Here is a 15,054-nt window from a genome sequence, read left to right on the forward strand (position 1 = left end):
AAGCGGCGGCCTCAGGGCGCATCCTGCAGCAGCCGCCGGCGGGCCTCGACGAGCCCCGCCGCCGCCTGCAGGTGGTCCGCATGGCGCCCGGCGCGCACGCGCGCCCGGCCCGCCACGTGGACGGTGCCGACCGCGCTGGTGCGGTGGCTCGCGAACACGTGGGCGGACAGCATCTCGGCCGCCGGCAGCCCGGCCAGCGCCGGATGCCGCGCGTCCAGCGTGACCAGGTCGGCCTGCTGCCCCGCGGCCAGGCCGGCGACCGGGCGGGCCGCCGCCTGCGCGCCGCCGGCCACGGCGGCCAGGGTCATCGCGGTGGCCACGTGCGGCTGGCCCGGCGCCGCCATCACGTTGCGCCGGCGCGTGGCCAGGCGCTGGCCGTACTCCAGCAGCATCAGCTCCTCGGCCGCGTTCACGCAGGTGTGGCCGTCCGAGCCCACGCCCCAGGCGCCGCCGGCGGCCTGCCAGGCCGGCCAGTCGAACAGGCCGTCGCCGAGGTTGGCCTCGGTGCTGGGGCACAGGCCGGCCACGGCGCCGCTGGCGGCCGCGCGGCGGATCTCGCCGGCGTCCATGTGCGTGGCGTGCACGAGGCACCAGCGCGCGTCCACCGGCGCGTGGTCCAGCAGCCAGGCCACGGGGCGCTGGCCGCTCCAGGCGATGCAGTCGTCGACCTCCCGGGTCTGCTCGGCGACGTGGATGTGCACCGGCGCCGTGGCGTCGAGCGCATGCAGGCCGGCCACGGCCTCGCGCAGCGCATCGGGCGGCACGGCGCGCAGCGAGTGCGGCGCCAGGCCCAGGCGCACCGCCGGCGCGCCGTCGGCCCCCGGCGCACCCTGGGCCGCGCACAGGGCGTGCAGCCGCGCCAGCAGCCGCAGCATGTCGTCGGTGGCGCGGATGAAGCGGCGCTGGCCCTCGGACGGCGGCGTGCCGCCGAAGCCGCCGGTCTGGTAGAGCACGGGCAGCAGCGTGAGGCCGATGCCGGCGCGGCGCGCGGCGCGCAGCAGGGCCAGCGCGAGTTCGGCGTCGTCCGCGTAGGGCCGGCCATCGCGGTCGTGGTGCACGTAGTGGAACTCGCAGACGCTGGTGTAGCCGGTCTCCAGCATCTCCACGTACAGGCCGCAGGCGATGGCTTCGAGCAGGGCCGGGTCGAGCCGGCCCGCGAAGCGGTACATCAGCGTGCGCCAGCTCCAGAAGCTGTCCTCGCCCTGGCCGCGGTACTCGGTCAGGCCGGCCATGCCGCGCTGGAAGGCGTGCGAGTGCAGGTTGGGCAGGCCGGGCAGCACCGGGCCCTCGGCCTGGGCGGCGTCCTGGGGCCGCGCGGCGCCCGGCTGCACCTGCACGAGCGTGCCGGCGGCGTCCCAGCGCAGCAGGACGTCGCGCGCCCAGCCCGTGGGCAGCAGCGCGTCGGTGGCGAACAAGGCATTCATACGGCACCCTCCGCGAGACGCCCCTGGCGCACCACGCAGCGCACGGGCCGCTGGCCGAACCAGTAGGCCAGCTCGGCCGCCTCCTCCAGGTTCCACAGCACGAAGTTCGCCGGCCGGCCGGCGGCGATGGCGCCGTGCGTGTCCTGCAGGCCCAGCGCGCGCGCCGCGTGCGTGGTGATGCCGGCGATGGCCTCGGGCACCGTGAGCCGGAACAGCGTGCAGGCCATGTTCGCCATCAGCAGCAGGCTCAGCGCCGGCGAGGTGCCGGGGTTGTGGTCGGTCGAGACGGCCATCGGCACGCCCGCCGCACGCAGCGCCGCGACCGGCGGCAGGTGGGTGTCGCGCAGCGTGTAGTAGGCGCCCGGCAGCAGCACGGCCACGCTGCCCGAGGCCGCCATGGCGTCGACGCCGGCCTGCGACAGGTGCTCGACGTGGTCGCAGGACAGCGCGCCGTAGCGCGCCGCCAGCGCCGCGCCGCCCATGTCCGACAACTGCTCGGCGTGCAGCTTGACCGGAATGCCCAGGGCCTGCGCGGCCTGGAACACCTGCTCGGTCTCGGCCAGCGAGAACGCGATGCGCTCGCAGAACACGTCCACCGCATCGACCAGCCCTTCGGCATGCAGGGCCGGCAGCATCTCGCGGCACACCAGGTCGGTGTAGTCCTGGCTGCGCCCCGCGTACTCGGGCGGCAGCGCATGCGCGCCCAGGAAGGTGGTGCGCACGGTCACGCCATGGGCGGCGGCCAGTTGGCGCGCCACGCGCAGCTGCTTGCGCTCGTGCGCCAGCGACAGGCCGTAGCCCGACTTGATCTCGACCGCGCAGACGCCCTCGGCCAGCAGGCTGCGCAGCCGCGCCGAGGCGCTGGCGAACAGCGCGTCCTCGCTGGCCGCGCGCGTGGCGCGCACGCTGGCGACGATGCCGCCGCCGGCCCGGGCCACCTCCTCGTAGCTGGCGCCGGCCAGGCGCATCGCGAATTCGTTGGCGCGCTGGCCGCCGTAGACCAGGTGGGTGTGGCAGTCCACCAGGCCGGGCGTGACCAGCGCGCCCTGCCCGTCGCGGCGCGGCGCGGCGGCATGGGCCGCGGGCACGGCGTGCGGGTCGCCGGTCCAGGCGATGCGGCCGTCCGCGACGGCGATGGCGCAGGGCCGGCCGTCCAGGCCGGTGAGGCCGGTCCACAGGCCGTCGGCCGAAGGCAGGGTGTCGAAGGAAGGCATCGGGGCTCCTATCCGGCGGCGTGCCATTGCACGGCCAGCAATGCGGCACCGGCGTCTGCGGTGTCCAGGCGCCAGGCGGGGGCGGCTTCCGGGTCGATGCCGGCCCACCACAGGCCCTGGCCCTGCGCGAGCGGCCGGCCATTCGCCCGCCAGCCGCCGCGCCAGGCCAGCAGCAGGCCGTGCGGCGCGGCCGGCAGCACGCCCGCACCGCGCAGCACCTGCAGTTCCGCGCGCAGCCGGCCGCGCCGCGTCATCACGTTGAAATCGCTGGAGGCACCGCCCAGCAGCGTGCAATCGATGGCCGTGTCGCCGCTGAACGCGAACGGCACCAGCGGCGTCGCCAGGCGGTGGTCCACGCCCTCGCCGTGCAGGCGCACGCCGTCGCCGTCGAGCAGCGTGATGACGCGGTCCACCCCGGCGAACACCGAGAACGGCCCGCTGGCCGCGATGCGGGCGATGCTCACGCGCCAGTCGAAAGCGTCGAAACCGGCGCCGGGCGGCCAGCAGGCGATCTCGCGCGTGCTGCCGCCGCCGTTCTTCCAGGGCGTGGCGGGCAATGCCGCCACGTCGAAGCGGTGCACCGACATGCCCACGGGAGTACCTGCGGTGCGAGCCTCTTCGGGCGGCCGGGCGGGGCTCATCGCACCAGCCCTCCCTGGCTCAGCCGCCGCTCGAAGTGCCGCAGCACCAGCATGACCGTGCCGGTCAGCGCGAAGTACACCGCGGCGATGGCCAGATAGACCTCCAGCGAGCGGTAGGACACGCTGATGATCTTCTGCCCCTCGTGCATCACGTCGTGGATGGTCAGCAGCGAGACCAGCGCCGAGTTCTTGATCAGCGCGATGAACTCGTTGCCCAGCGGCGGGATCATGCGCACCACGGCCTGCGGCAGGATGATGTGGCGCATGGCCGTGGGCGCCGTCATGCCCAGCGACTGCGCGGCCAGGGTCTGGCCCTGGTCGATGGACTGGATGGCGCCGCGCACGATCTCCGACACGTAGGCGCCCGAGTAGACGCCCAGCCCCAGCACGCCGCACAGGAAGGCCGGCAGCAGCACGCCGAAGTGCGGCAGGCCGAAGAACAGGATGAACAGCTGCACCAGCAGGGGCGTGCCGCGCACCACGGTCACGTAGGCCGTGCACGCGCCGTGGAGCCAGCGCCGCCGCGGCTGCAGCCGGCCGATGCCGACCAGCAGGCCCAGCACGCAGCCCAGCAGCAGCGCGCAGACGGTGATCTCGACCGTGACCAGCGTGCCGCGGGCGAGCGCGTCCCAGCCGCCCCAGACCGGCGAGAAGTCCAGTTCCATGCTAGATCCTCAGGGCGCCGCGCCGGCGCGCACCGCCTTCGGCGCCACTCGGCGCGCCACGGCGCAGCAGGCCGCGGGGCAGGCCCTGCCGGCGACATCCGCGGGACGCGGCTGCGCCAGGCCGCCGGATGTGCCCACCTTCGCGCAGCGGCAGGGGGGAGCCGCGCAGCGGCGGCCCGGGGGGATGCCTCCTCATTGCGCCGGAAACCATTTCCTGACGATGGCGTCGTACGTGCCGTCGGCCTTGAGCCTGGCGATCGCCTCGTTCACGGCCTTGGTGAGTTCCGGCGTGTCCTTGCGGATCGCCATGCCGTACTCCTCGGTCGTGAGCTGCTCGGGCAGCACCTTGAGGCCCGGGCGGGTGCGCACGTACTGGAAGGCGGCCGGCTTGCCGGTGACGGCGGCGTCGCTGCGGCCCACCTCCACGAGGTTGAACATCTCCTGGTTCTTCTCGACCTCCACGAGCTGGACCTGGGGATGGGCTTCCCGCAGGTAGCTCACCGACTTGGTGCCCACCTGCACGCTGACCTTCTTGCCCGCCAGGTCGGCCGGCGTGCGGATCGTGCGGTTGTCGGCCTTGACCATGGCGACCAGGCCGCCCGCGTAGTACGGCGCGGTGAAGTCGACGACCTTGCGGCGCTCGTCGGTGATGTAGATGGCCGAGACGGCCATGTCCACGCGCCGGGAGACCAGCGCCGGGATCAGGCCCTTGAAGTCGATGTCGACCCACTCGACCTTGCGGCCGAGCTGCTTGCCGACGGCCTCCACGAGCTCGGTGTCGAAGCCGGTGCGCTGGCCGTTCTCGAAGAACTCCATCGGCGGGAAGGTGGCGTCCGTGGCGACCTTGAGCACGGCCTGGGCATGGGCCTGGCCCAGCAGGGTGGACGACAGCAGGGCCAGGGCAAGCAGGTGGCGGCGCAGTGGCATGGGAGGTTCTCCGGTTGCAAGGAAAGGAAGGCGCGGGGCCGTGCAGGATGGGGTCAACCCAGCAGCCGCGGAAACAGCGGGTGGTCCATAGGCGCGCCGGCCGGCAACTGGTCGGCCAGGCCCGGGAAGTCGGGCGAGGTCTTCCAGCGCCGCGGCGCGTGGCGGATGTCGTCGCCCAGGAAGCGCAGCGAGAACACGCGGCGGCGCTGCGGGCCGTCCACGCCGGCGGCCGCGTGCAGCGTCAGCATGTGGAAGCACACGAAGTCGCCCGGCGCGATGTCCCAGCCCAGGATGGGAAAGCGCTCGCGCGCGCCGTCGATGTCGGGCAGGTCCGCCAGGCTGCCTTCGGGGAACCACTTGGCCTGGTGGTCCATGAAGGTGCGCGGCATCAGCCAGGGCCCGCGGTGCGAGCCGGCCACGAACTCCAGCGTGGACGCGCGCGGCACCGGGTCGACCGGGATCCACATGCTGACGTTCTGCATGCCGTCGATGTTGTAGTAGGGCTGGTCCTGGTGCCACGGCGTCTTCTGGCGCGTGCCGGGCTCCTTGACCAGCAGGTGGTCGTGGTACAGCCGCACTTCGCGCGAGCCCATCAGGCGCCGGGCCAGCAGCGCCAGCGGCGTCTCGAACACGAAGCGCCGGTAGGCGGCGATGTGCTGCCAGTTGCAGAAGTCCTCGAAGAAGCGGCCCGGATCGTCCGGGCGGCTGGCGACCAGGCCGCGCGGGCTGGGCTCGGCCAGGTTCTGTTCGATGCCCTGTGCGAGCAGCGCGAGTTCCTCGGCCGTCAGCAGCTGGCGCACGACGCAGGCGCCGTCGCGCTGAAACTGCGCCACGGTGGCGTCGTCCACGCGCTCGGCCACGCGCCGGCGCAGGGTTCCGGTGTCCGGCAGGCCGTCCATCTCACCGCACCATGGGCAGCTTGAGGCCGAACTTCTTCGCCGTCGCGATGGCCAGTTCGTAGCCGGCGTCGGCATGGCGCATGACGCCCGAGGCGCAGTCGTTGACGAGCACGCGGGCCAGGCGCCGGTCGGCCGCCTCGGTGCCGTCGCAGACGATGACCATGCCCGCATGCTGCGAATAGCCCATGCCCACGCCGCCGCCATGGTGCAGGCTGACCCAGGTGGCGCCGCCGGCGGTGTTGAGCAGCGCGTTGAGCAGCGGCCAGTCGCTGACGGCGTCGGTGCCGTCGCGCATGCCTTCGGTCTCGCGGTTGGGGCTGGCCACCGAGCCGGTGTCCAGGTGGTCGCGGCCGATCACGATGGGCGCCTTCAGCTCGCCCGTGCGCACCATCTCGTTGAAGGCCAGGCCCGCGAAGTGCCGCTCGCCCAGGCCCAGCCAGCAGATGCGCGCCGGCAGGCCCTGGAAGGCGATGCGCTCGCGCGCCATGTCGAGCCAGCGGTGCGTGTGCTTGTTCTGCGGGAACAGTTCCTTGATCCTGGCGTCGGTCCTGTAGATGTCCTGCGGATCGCCCGACAGCGCGACCCAGCGGAACGGGCCCTTGCCCTCGCAGAACAGCGGGCGGATGTAGGCCGGCACGAAGCCCGGGAAGTCGAAGGCGTCGTGCACGCCGGCGTCGAAGGCCACCTGGCGGATGTTGTTGCCGTAGTCCACGGTCGGCACGCCCATGGCCTGGAAGTCCAGCATCGCCTGCACGTGCCGGGCGCAGCTCCGGGCCGCGGCCGCCTTCAGGGCGGCGTGCTGGGCGGGGTCGGCCATCGCGGCCTTCCACTGCGGCACGGTCCAGCCGGCCGGCAGGTAGCCGTGGATCAGGTCGTGGGCCGAGGTCTGGTCGGTCACGAGGTCGGGCTTGAGGCCGCCCGCCTGGGCACGCCGCACGAGCTCGGGCAGCACCTCGGCCGCGTTGCCCAGCAGCGCGATCGAGACCGCCTCCCTGGCCGCGGTGTGCCGGCGCAGCAGTCCGATGGCGTCGTCGATGTCCTGTGCCTGCCGGTCCACGTAGCGCGTGCGCAGCCGGAAGTCGATCGAGCTCTGCTGGCATTCGATGGTCAGCGAACAGGCGCCGGCCAGCGTGGCGGCCAGCGGCTGCGCGCCGCCCATGCCGCCCAGGCCGGCGGTCAGGATCCACTTGCCGGCGAGGTCGTTGCCGTAGTGCTGGCGGCCGGCCTCGACGAAGGTCTCGAAGGTGCCCTGCACGATGCCCTGGCTGCCGATGTAGATCCAGCTGCCCGCCGTCATCTGGCCGTACATGAAGAGGCCCTTGCGGTCCAGCTCGTTGAAATGCTCCCAGTCGGCCCACCGGGGCACGAGGTTGGAGTTGGCCAGCAGCACGCGCGGCGCGTCGGCATGGGTCTTGAACACGCCCACCGGCTTGCCGGACTGCACCAGCAGGGTCTCGTCGGCCTCCAGCTCCTTCAGCGAGGCCAGGATCTGGTCGAAGCACTCCCAGTTGCGCGCGGCGCGGCCGATGCCGCCGTACACCACCAGGTCCTCGGGCCGCTCGGCCACGTCGGGGTGCAGGTTGTTCTGGATCATGCGGAACGGCGCCTCGGTCAGCCAGCTCTTGCACGACAGCTGCGTGCCCGTGGGCGCGGCGATCCTGCGGTCAGGGTCGTGGCGGGTGCCGATGCCGGCGACGAAGGGGACGGGTGCGTTCATGGCGGGTGCTCCTTGGATGCCTCGGTCGGGCGGGTCAGGCGTGGCTGGGCAGGATGGCGCGCAGCGGCGCGGGCCAGGCGCCACCGTCGGCACGCAGCGCCCACAGGCGCATGGCCTCGACGTCGGGCGCGAGCAGGCGGTCCTGCGCGAGGAAGGCCACGCGCGCGCGGATGGCGGCGAACTCGGCCTCCAGCAGCGGCGAGGACTCCGGGCCCCGCTTCAGCTCGATGCCCTGGCAGGCGGCCATGGCCTCGATGCCGACGACCACGGCCGTGTTGTCCACCATCGCGGCCAGGCGGCGCGCCGCGAAGGTGGCCATCGACACGTGGTCCTCCTGGTTGGCCGAGGTCGGCAGGCTGTCCACGCTGGCCGGGTGGGCGAGCGACTTGTTCTCGGACGCGAGCGCCGCGGCCGTGACCTGCGCGATCATGAAGCCGGAATTGACCCCGCCGTCGCGCACCAGGAACGGCGGCAGGCCCGACAGGCCCGTGTCGAGCAGCAGTGCCATGCGGCGCTCCGCGATGGCGCCGATCTCGGCGACCGCCAGCGCGACGATGTCGGCCGCGAAGGCCACCGGCTCGGCGTGGAAGTTTCCGCCCGAGATGACTTCCCCGGTGTCGGCGAAGACCAGGGGGTTGTCCGAGGCCGCATTCGCCTCGATCGCCAGCACGCGCGCCGCATGGGCCAGGTTGTCCAGGCAGGCGCCCATCACCTGCGGAATGCAGCGGATCGAGTACGGGTCCTGCACGCGGCCGCAGTCGGCGTGGCCCGGGATGATCTCGCTGCCCTCCAGCAGCGCCCGCACGGCGCCGGCCACGGCAATCTGGCCGGGCTGGCCGCGCGCCGCGTGGATGCGCGCGTCGAAGGGCTTGATCGACCCCTGGATGGCTTCGAGCGACAGCGCGCCGGCCACCAGGCCCGCGGCGAACACGTGCTCGGCGCCGAACAGGCCGGCCAGCGCCAGCGCGGTCGAGACCTGGGTGCCGTTGAGCAGCGCCAGCCCCTCCTTGGGGCCCAGCACGAAGGGCGCGAAGCCGGCGCGCCGCATCGCCTGCGCGCCGGCGATCACGTCGCCCTCGGGCGTCGTCACCTCGCCCTCGCCGATCAGCACGCAGGCCAGGTGGGCCAGCGGCGCCAGATCACCGGAGGCGCCAACCGAGCCCTTGCCGGGAATGCGCGGCAGCAGGCCGGCGTTGTACAGGGCCAGCAGCGCATCGATGATCTCGGGGCGCACGCCGGAATGGCCGCGCGCCAGGCTCACCGCCTTGGTGGCGAGCACCAGGCGCACCACGCCGGACGGCAAGGGCTCGCCCGTGCCGGCGCTGTGCGACAGCACCAGGTTGCGCTGCAGCTCGGCCAGCCGGTCGGCCGCGATGGTGGTCTGCGCCAGCTTGCCGAAGCCGGTGTTGATGCCGTAGGTCACCTGCCCCTGCTGCACGATCCTGGCCACGGCCTGCTGCGCCTGGACGACGCGTGCGCGCGTGGCCTCGGACAGCGACAGGACAGCCGCGCCCGCGTGCACGCCGCGCAGCATGCCCAGCGTCAGCCCCTGGCAATCCAGCGCGAGTTCCTCAGTCATACCGATCCCCTTCGAATGCCCGGGCCGATGATGCGCCGGTGCCTGCCCTTCGGGCCGCCATGCACTGCTCCGCGCCTCGCCACATGCACGGCTTCTTCAGTGCCATATCGGAATTCAACGGCGCTGCAGGCCCAGCTCCGCCGTGAAGCGATAGCGCGAGCCCGGGTGATACAGGCGGGCCCACGTGGCCGGCAGGCCGTCGCTCCAGGTGAAGCGGGTCAGCACCAGGCACGGCTCCTGGGCCTTGAGCTTGAGCAGGGACGCCACCTGCCGCGAAGGGGCCAGCGCCTCGATCACGTGCCTGGCGCGCGAGATCGGCGCCATCTGCATCAGATAGTCCCCCAGCGCGCGGGTGCGGAAGTCCTGCTTCATGAACTCCGGCGCGATGCGCCCGTTCACGTAGCGGTCCTCCAGCTGGATCGGCATGCCGTTCTCCAGGTGCAGCACCAGGGCGTGGAAGAGCAGGCTGCTGGCAGGCAGTTCCAGCGGCACGTCCGCCGCGTCGCGCCGCATCTTCTCGAGCTTGAGCACCTCGCACGAATGCTGGTGGCCGCGCGCGCGGATCTCTTCCTGGATGCTCTGGACGGCCACCACCGTCGCGGCGACCTTGGGCTCGGCCACGAAGCTGCCCAGGCCCTGGACCCGGCGGATGTGCTGGTCCGCCGTCAGCTCGCGCAGGGCGCGGTTGACCGTCATGCGCGACACGCCGAACAGCCTGACCAACTCCGCCTCCGAAGGCAGGCGCTCGCCGGTCTTCCATCTCCCCTTCTCGATGTGCTCCAGCACCCAGCGCTTGACGCGCAGGTACGCCGGTTCGCCGTTCTGGGCAGGCGCGGGGCCGAGCTCGGTCATGGCGTTCGGCAGCGGAGCGCGATGCCTCCTGCGCAAGACGCGCGGGAATGCCGCACGGCCGCGCGCAGCCCGACCTGCCCGGATGCACGCGCCGCATGCTGGCGTTCCTTCACGCTACGGGTGCACCAGATAGCCGAGCCGCTCGAGCACGTCCTTTTGCTCCTTCATGTACTGCTGCGCCCATTTCTTGTACTCCTGCGGCCCCAGATAGGCCGAAACCTGCATCAGGTTGTCCATGGAGGCCTGGTAGGCCGGATCGCCCATGGACTTCCTGAACGCGTCGTGCAGCACCTGGACCTGCGCCGGCGGCACGTCCTTGCCGGTCACCAGGCCGTAGGGGGCCGTGGCCACGATGTCGTAGCCGGATTCCCGGACCGTGGGCACGTCGGGCCACCTGGCCAGCCGCTGCGGCGCGAAGGTGCCCAGCAGCTTGAACTTGCCGGTCTCCACCATGCCCGCCCAGCTCGGCGCGTCCACCAGCATGTGGATGTGCCCGCCGCCCAACGCGGTGGCCGCATCGGAATAGCCCTTGAAGGGCACGTGCGTCGCCTTGCCCCCGGCCTTGGCGAACAGTTCCTCCGTCGCCAGGTGCGGCACGGTCATCGCGCCCGGCGTGCCGAAGCTGATCGTTCCCGGGTTGGCCTTGGCATCGGCCAGCAGTTCGGCCAGGTTGTGCCAGGGCGCGTCCGCCCGCACGACCAGTCCATAGGCGAAGCCGGTCACGTTGATGACATAGGACACGTCGGTCATCGGGTCCCAGGGCACCTTCTGCAGATACGGCAGCCGGAACGCCGTGGTCGGCCACAGCGCCACCACGTGGCCGTCGGACGGGGTCTGCTGCAGCGCCACGATCCCCATCGTGCCGGACGCACCGGGCCGGTTGACGACCGTCACCGGCTGCCCCAGGTGCTTGGCCGCGGCCTCGGCCATCACGCGCATGTGCCCGTCGGCCGCGCCCCCGGGGGGATAGGGCACGACCAGCGTCAGCGGGTGGCTGGGAAAGGGGCTCTCGGCGAATGCACCGGGGGCGCAGAAGGCGAGGGCTGCGATGGCGCAGCCGACCGCGTGCCGTCGGGTCGTGGGCATGGGGACGTCCTTGTCGGGCCTGGGTAGGCGGTGGTGGTGGATTCAGGGGGCCGCTGCAGCCGGCTCGCGCTTGCGGCTCACCGGCATGCCGAGGCGGAAGGAATACTCCCCTCCGTACCGGTTCTCGAAATCGGGCGCCAGCGGCCGGCCATGGTCGGCGCGCAGCCACAGGCGCAGCAGGTGCCGGCGCCGCTCGGGCTCGTCGTGGTCCACGTACTCGGTGCGCGCGTGCATCACGGTGGCGTTGTTCAGCAGCATGATGTCGCCCGCATCCAGGCGCAGGTCGTAGCGCAGGCGGGCGTCCTCGGACGCCTTCTCGAAGGCATCCGCGGCCTGCACCTCCTCCTCGCCGAGCGTGGTGCCCAGCCGCTTGGCGGCCATGTTGATGTAGTTGCGCGAGTAGCGGCAGGACAGGCGCCCGGCATGCCACGAGAACACCGGGATCGGATGGTCCGTCACCGGGCCGTAGCCCGGACGCTCGTCGCCGAACAGGTCGCACACATAGCCCCGGAAGAGCTGCGGCAGGACCTCGGGGCGGGTGCGCAGCAGTTCGTTGAAGACGGACATCGAGCTGACGATGCCGTTCTCGCCGCCGGACTTGGCGGGACGCACGCACAGCAGGCCGAGGATGTCGCAGTCGTCGGCATGGAAGCGCAGGCGCGAATCCGTGGTGTAGGCCCGCACGTTGGGCATCCCCACCTTGCGGTTGGGCTCGGCCATCACGTTCTCCAGCGCATCGCCATAGGGATTCTGGGGAATCACGGTGCCGACCAGCGCGCCGATGCCCAGCCACAGCAGCTTGAGCTGCTCCATGCCGAACCGCTGCACCGGCAGGCCGGTGATCTTGACGACGCCGCGCCCGTTCTCGAGCACGTCGCGCAGGCGCACCAAGTCCTCGCGCCAGGAGGGCACGTCGAAGTCCTCGCGGCGGATGGACAGCGGATCCACGCCCGCGTCCAGCAGCCGGCGCGAGGCACGGTCCAGCTCTTCCACCACGGCGCCGTCGAGATGGAACAGCCAGTCGGACGCCTGCGCCAGGTCGGCCCCGACCCAGGCCTCCGCCCCCTCCATCGGATGCGAAGGCATGGGGGGTGCAGCGGCTGTGGTTCGGTCGTTCATGCCAGGAATCTCCTATTTGTATAGACAGGACGGATCAATTTATCGATGCTCCGTCCAGGACTGTCAATCAGGACTGTCATCCGGCCGCGGGCGACGCGGCGTGAGCGGAACCGGGCCCCCGGCAGGAGCAGGCATGCACCGGATCGACGTCCATGCAGGGCTGTCCCTCATCGCGAGGCCATGGCACGCAATCGGCGTGCCACGCGGCGTGCAGGCGGCGACCCGGCCGGCCCGGGGTCAATGCTCTGCCGCCGCCATCGATTCGGCGCGGATCTCCTCCGTCAGCCGGGCCTTGAGTTCCATGAACGCGGGCGTGGTCTTGACCGTGTAGTGGCGCGGGTGCGGCAGGTCCACGGCGATCTCGGTCTTGATGCGGCCCGGCCGCGCGCTGAACACGGCCACGCGGCTGGCCATGAAGATGGCCTCGTCGATGTCGTGGGTGACGAACAGCACCGTCTTCTGCTCGGCCTCCCAGATGCCCAGCAGCAGCTCCTGCATCAGCACGCGGGTCTGGTTGTCGAGCGCGCCGAAGGGCTCGTCCATCAGCAGGATCTTGGGGTCGTTGGCCAGCGCGCGCGCGATGGCCGTGCGCTGCTGCATGCCGCCGGAGAGCTGCTTGGGAAAGTGCTGCTCGAAGCCGCGCAGCCCGACCTTGGCGATGAAGTAGTCGGCGCGCTCCTTCTGCTGCGCCTCGGGCAGGCCGCGCTCGCGCAGGCCGAAGCGGATGTTCTGCGCCACGTCGAGCCAGGGGAACAGCGTGTAGCTCTGGAACACCATGCCGCGGTCGGCGCCCGGGCCCTCGATGCGCTGGCCGTCCAGCAGCACCTGGCCGGACGTCGGGTCGTCCAGCCCCGCGACGATGCGCAGCAGCGTGGACTTGCCGCAGCCCGACGGGCCGAGGATGGTCACGAAGTCGTTCCTGCGGACCTCGAAGTCCACCGGCTGCAGGGCCTGCGTGGACTGGCCGCCGGGGCTGGTGAAGGTGCGCGAGACACCGCGGATCGACAGCTGGTTGCGCATGGCGTGGCTCACAGGCTGGCCCAGGCGAACAGCTTCCTGTTGACCGCCTTGAAGATGAAGTCGGAGACCAGCCCGATCAGGCCGATGACGATGATGCCGAAGATGATCTGGCCGGTGTTCAGCAGCGCCTGGCTGTCGGTGATCATGTGGCCGATGCCCGAGGACGAGCCGATCAGCTCGGCCACGATCACGTAGGTCCAGGCCCAGCCCAGCACCAGGCGCAGCGTCTCGGCGATGCCGGGCGCGGCGCCGGGGATCAGCACGCGGCGCACGATGCCGCGGCTGTCGGCGCCCAGCGTGTAGGCGGCCTCCACGAGGTCCTTGCGCGCGCCGCCCACCGTCACGGCCACCATCAGGATGATCTGGAACACCGAGCCGATGAAGATCACCAGCAGCTTCTGCGTCTCGCCGATGCCGGCCCACAGGATCAGCAGCGGAATGAATGCGGACGCCGGCAGGTAGCGGCAGAACGAGACGAAGGGTTCGAGGAAGGCCTCGACCGGCTTGTACGCGCCCATCGCGATGCCCAGCGGCACGGCGACCACCGCCGCCAGCACGAAGCCGCCGACCACGCGCCAGACCGTCATGCCGATGTCGTGGGCGAAGCCGTACTCGGTCAGCAGCAGCCAGGCCTCCTGCACCATCGTGACGGGGCTGGCCAGGAAGGTCGGCGAGACGAAGCCGCCGAGCGTGAAGAACGCCCAGACTGCCACGAACAGCACGAAGAAGCCCAGGCCCAGCAGCCAGCGGGCCGTGGGGCTGACGGGGGCCAGCGGCACCATGCCGCGGCGCCGGCGCCGCGGGGCCGCGGGCACGGGGGCGGCGGGCGCGGCCGGGGGCAGGACGCGGGTGCTGTCGCCGGCCATCGCTTACTGGATGTAGCGGGCGTCGTACATGGCCGACCAGTTGTCGGGCAGCTTGCGGATCACGCCGGACTCCAGCAGGATCGCGGCGGCCTCCTTCATGAAGGCCTCCAGCTCGCCCGCGAAGAACTTCTGGTTGGCCGCCTTGTCCTGCCAGCGCAGGTAGCTCGCGGACTTGGCGAAGGCCTCGCCGGTCTGCTTGACGGCGCCGCCCATGATCTCGTTGGACTTGGCCGGGTCGCTCTGGATCATCTCCAGGGCCTGGAAGTACGAGTCGGCCAGCGCCTTGGCGGCCGTGCCGTTGGCCTTGAGCCAGTCGGGCGCGCAGCCCAGCGTGTCCTGGATGTGCGGGAAGTCCAGCGTGGTCGCCAGGATCTTACCGGCGCTGGCGTTGCCGCGCACGGTCGAGAGGTAGGGCTCGTAGGTCACGGCCGCGTCGTTCTGGCCGGCCACGAAGGACTGGGCGGCCGGCTGCGGCGCCAGCGTGACGGTCTTGACGTCCTTCACGTGCATGCCGTTCTTGCTCAGCATCCAGGCCAGCGTGAAGTACGGCGCCGTGCCGGGCGCGTCCACGGCCACGGTCTTGCCCTTGAGGTCGGCGAAGCTCTTGATGTCGTTGCGCACGGCGATGCCGTCGGCGCCGTAGGACTTGTCGAGCTGGAAGATCTGCACGATGGGCACGCCGTTGGTGTTCCAGGCCACGTGCGTCTCCACCGTGGTGGCGGCGCACTGGATGGACTTGGACGCCAGGGCCAGGTGGCGGTCCTTCTGCGGGACCATCTTGATCTCCACGTCCAGCCCGTTCTTCTTGAAGATGCCGGCCTTGTCGGCCAGCGTCAGCGGCGCGAAGCCGGTCCAGCCGGACATGCCGATCACGACCTTGGTCTGGGCCGCCGCCCCCTGGGCCACGCCGGCCAGCGCGCCGGCGGCCAGCAGGGTGGCGAGCTTGGAGAAAACAGTCTTGGCCATGCGGCCCTCCTCGGTTGGGATTGAACGCTGCGAACGCGCCGGCGGCGGCCTCCAGGGCCGCGCGGGGCGCAGTCTCATT

14 protein-coding genes are annotated in these 15,054 nt (G+C 71.8%); all 14 read right to left on the bottom strand.

The features are described 5' to 3' along the window. Positions 1-11 precede the first annotated feature (11 nt). The 14 genes from QM782_RS02185 to QM782_RS02250 all read right to left on the bottom strand — a co-directional run bounded on the left by QM782_RS02185 (position 12) and on the right by QM782_RS02250 (position 14,975). A complete protein-coding gene (locus QM782_RS02185) occupies positions 12-1,424 on the bottom strand; it encodes a formimidoylglutamate deiminase (RefSeq protein ID WP_415201302.1) in 1,413 nt (470 codons plus the stop codon). Continuing rightward, positions 1,421-2,638, bottom strand: coding sequence for an imidazolonepropionase (gene hutI / locus QM782_RS02190; RefSeq protein WP_415201303.1), 1,218 nt, complete (start codon positions 2,636-2,638; stop codon positions 1,421-1,423). Before hutI ends, QM782_RS02185 begins: the two co-directional genes overlap by 4 nt. An 8-nt stretch (positions 2,639-2,646) precedes the next feature. Beyond that, positions 2,647-3,225: a HutD family protein gene (locus QM782_RS02195; RefSeq protein WP_415205566.1), complete on the bottom strand. Its 579-nt coding sequence runs from the start codon at positions 3,223-3,225 to the stop codon at positions 2,647-2,649. Between the two features lie 50 nt (positions 3,226-3,275). Continuing rightward, entirely contained in the window at positions 3,276-3,944 is a 669-nt protein-coding gene (locus QM782_RS02200; RefSeq protein WP_415201304.1) for an amino acid ABC transporter permease, read from the bottom strand. A gap of 192 nt (positions 3,945-4,136) precedes the next feature. Beyond that, a complete protein-coding gene (locus tag QM782_RS02205) occupies positions 4,137-4,871 on the bottom strand; it encodes a transporter substrate-binding domain-containing protein (protein ID WP_415201305.1) in 735 nt (244 codons plus the stop codon). A gap of 53 nt (positions 4,872-4,924) precedes the next feature. Then, a complete protein-coding gene (locus QM782_RS02210) occupies positions 4,925-5,770 on the bottom strand; it encodes a phytanoyl-CoA dioxygenase family protein (RefSeq protein ID WP_415201306.1) in 846 nt (281 codons plus the stop codon). Between the two features lies 1 nt (position 5,771). Next, entirely contained in the window at positions 5,772-7,487 is a 1,716-nt protein-coding gene (gene hutU, locus QM782_RS02215; protein WP_415201307.1) for a urocanate hydratase, read from the bottom strand. A gap of 34 nt (positions 7,488-7,521) precedes the next feature. Beyond that, positions 7,522-9,066, bottom strand: coding sequence for a histidine ammonia-lyase (gene hutH / locus QM782_RS02220; RefSeq protein WP_415201308.1), 1,545 nt, complete (start codon positions 9,064-9,066; stop codon positions 7,522-7,524). 114 nt (positions 9,067-9,180) lie between these two features. Further along, a complete protein-coding gene (hutC, locus tag QM782_RS02225; RefSeq protein WP_415201309.1) occupies positions 9,181-9,918 on the bottom strand; it encodes a histidine utilization repressor in 738 nt (245 codons plus the stop codon). Between the two features lie 114 nt (positions 9,919-10,032). Further along, positions 10,033-11,004 carry a Bug family tripartite tricarboxylate transporter substrate binding protein gene (locus QM782_RS02230; protein ID WP_415201310.1) on the bottom strand — a complete coding sequence of 324 codons (972 nt, stop codon included), beginning with the start codon at positions 11,002-11,004 and terminating at the stop codon, positions 10,033-10,035. A gap of 42 nt (positions 11,005-11,046) precedes the next feature. Next, on the bottom strand, positions 11,047-12,090 hold the full coding sequence (locus tag QM782_RS02235) for a TauD/TfdA family dioxygenase (protein WP_415201311.1): 1,044 nt from the start codon (positions 12,088-12,090) through the stop codon (positions 11,047-11,049). A gap of 270 nt (positions 12,091-12,360) precedes the next feature. Beyond that, positions 12,361-13,143: an ABC transporter ATP-binding protein gene (locus QM782_RS02240; RefSeq protein ID WP_415201312.1), complete on the bottom strand. Its 783-nt coding sequence runs from the start codon at positions 13,141-13,143 to the stop codon at positions 12,361-12,363. 8 nt (positions 13,144-13,151) lie between these two features. Further along, positions 13,152-14,009, bottom strand: coding sequence for an ABC transporter permease (locus tag QM782_RS02245; protein ID WP_415201313.1), 858 nt, complete (start codon positions 14,007-14,009; stop codon positions 13,152-13,154). 3 nt (positions 14,010-14,012) lie between these two features. Continuing rightward, positions 14,013-14,975 carry an ABC transporter substrate-binding protein gene (locus QM782_RS02250; RefSeq protein WP_415201314.1) on the bottom strand — a complete coding sequence of 321 codons (963 nt, stop codon included), beginning with the start codon at positions 14,973-14,975 and terminating at the stop codon, positions 14,013-14,015. Positions 14,976-15,054 lie beyond the last annotated feature (79 nt).

This window comes from Pseudorhodoferax sp., from assembly GCF_047601025.1.
In the GTDB taxonomy this organism is placed as follows: Bacteria; Pseudomonadota; Gammaproteobacteria; order Burkholderiales; family Burkholderiaceae_C; genus Pseudorhodoferax.

Excerpts from the sequence above, each read along its gene's own strand:
- QM782_RS02210 (WP_415201306.1), bottom strand. The coding sequence starts at position 5,770 with ATGGACGGCCTGCCGGACACCGGAACCCTGCGCCGGCGCGTGGCCGAG.
- hutC (WP_415201309.1), bottom strand. The coding sequence starts at position 9,918 with ATGACCGAGCTCGGCCCCGCGCCTGCCCAGAACGGCGAACCGGCGTAC.
- hutU (WP_415201307.1), bottom strand. The coding sequence starts at position 7,487 with ATGAACGCACCCGTCCCCTTCGTCGCCGGCATCGGCACCCGCCACGAC.
- QM782_RS02195 (WP_415205566.1), bottom strand. The coding sequence starts at position 3,225 with ATGTCGGTGCACCGCTTCGACGTGGCGGCATTGCCCGCCACGCCCTGG.
- QM782_RS02200 (WP_415201304.1), bottom strand. The coding sequence starts at position 3,944 with ATGGAACTGGACTTCTCGCCGGTCTGGGGCGGCTGGGACGCGCTCGCC.
- QM782_RS02185 (WP_415201302.1), bottom strand. The coding sequence starts at position 1,424 with ATGAATGCCTTGTTCGCCACCGACGCGCTGCTGCCCACGGGCTGGGCG.
- QM782_RS02245 (WP_415201313.1), bottom strand. The coding sequence starts at position 14,009 with ATGGCCGGCGACAGCACCCGCGTCCTGCCCCCGGCCGCGCCCGCCGCC.
- QM782_RS02205 (WP_415201305.1), bottom strand. The coding sequence starts at position 4,871 with ATGCCACTGCGCCGCCACCTGCTTGCCCTGGCCCTGCTGTCGTCCACC.
- hutH (WP_415201308.1), bottom strand. The coding sequence starts at position 9,066 with ATGACTGAGGAACTCGCGCTGGATTGCCAGGGGCTGACGCTGGGCATG.
- QM782_RS02230 (WP_415201310.1), bottom strand. The coding sequence starts at position 11,004 with ATGCCCACGACCCGACGGCACGCGGTCGGCTGCGCCATCGCAGCCCTC.
- hutI (WP_415201303.1), bottom strand. The coding sequence starts at position 2,638 with ATGCCTTCCTTCGACACCCTGCCTTCGGCCGACGGCCTGTGGACCGGC.
- QM782_RS02250 (WP_415201314.1), bottom strand. The coding sequence starts at position 14,975 with ATGGCCAAGACTGTTTTCTCCAAGCTCGCCACCCTGCTGGCCGCCGGC.
- QM782_RS02235 (WP_415201311.1), bottom strand. The coding sequence starts at position 12,090 with ATGCCTTCGCATCCGATGGAGGGGGCGGAGGCCTGGGTCGGGGCCGAC.
- QM782_RS02240 (WP_415201312.1), bottom strand. The coding sequence starts at position 13,143 with ATGCGCAACCAGCTGTCGATCCGCGGTGTCTCGCGCACCTTCACCAGC.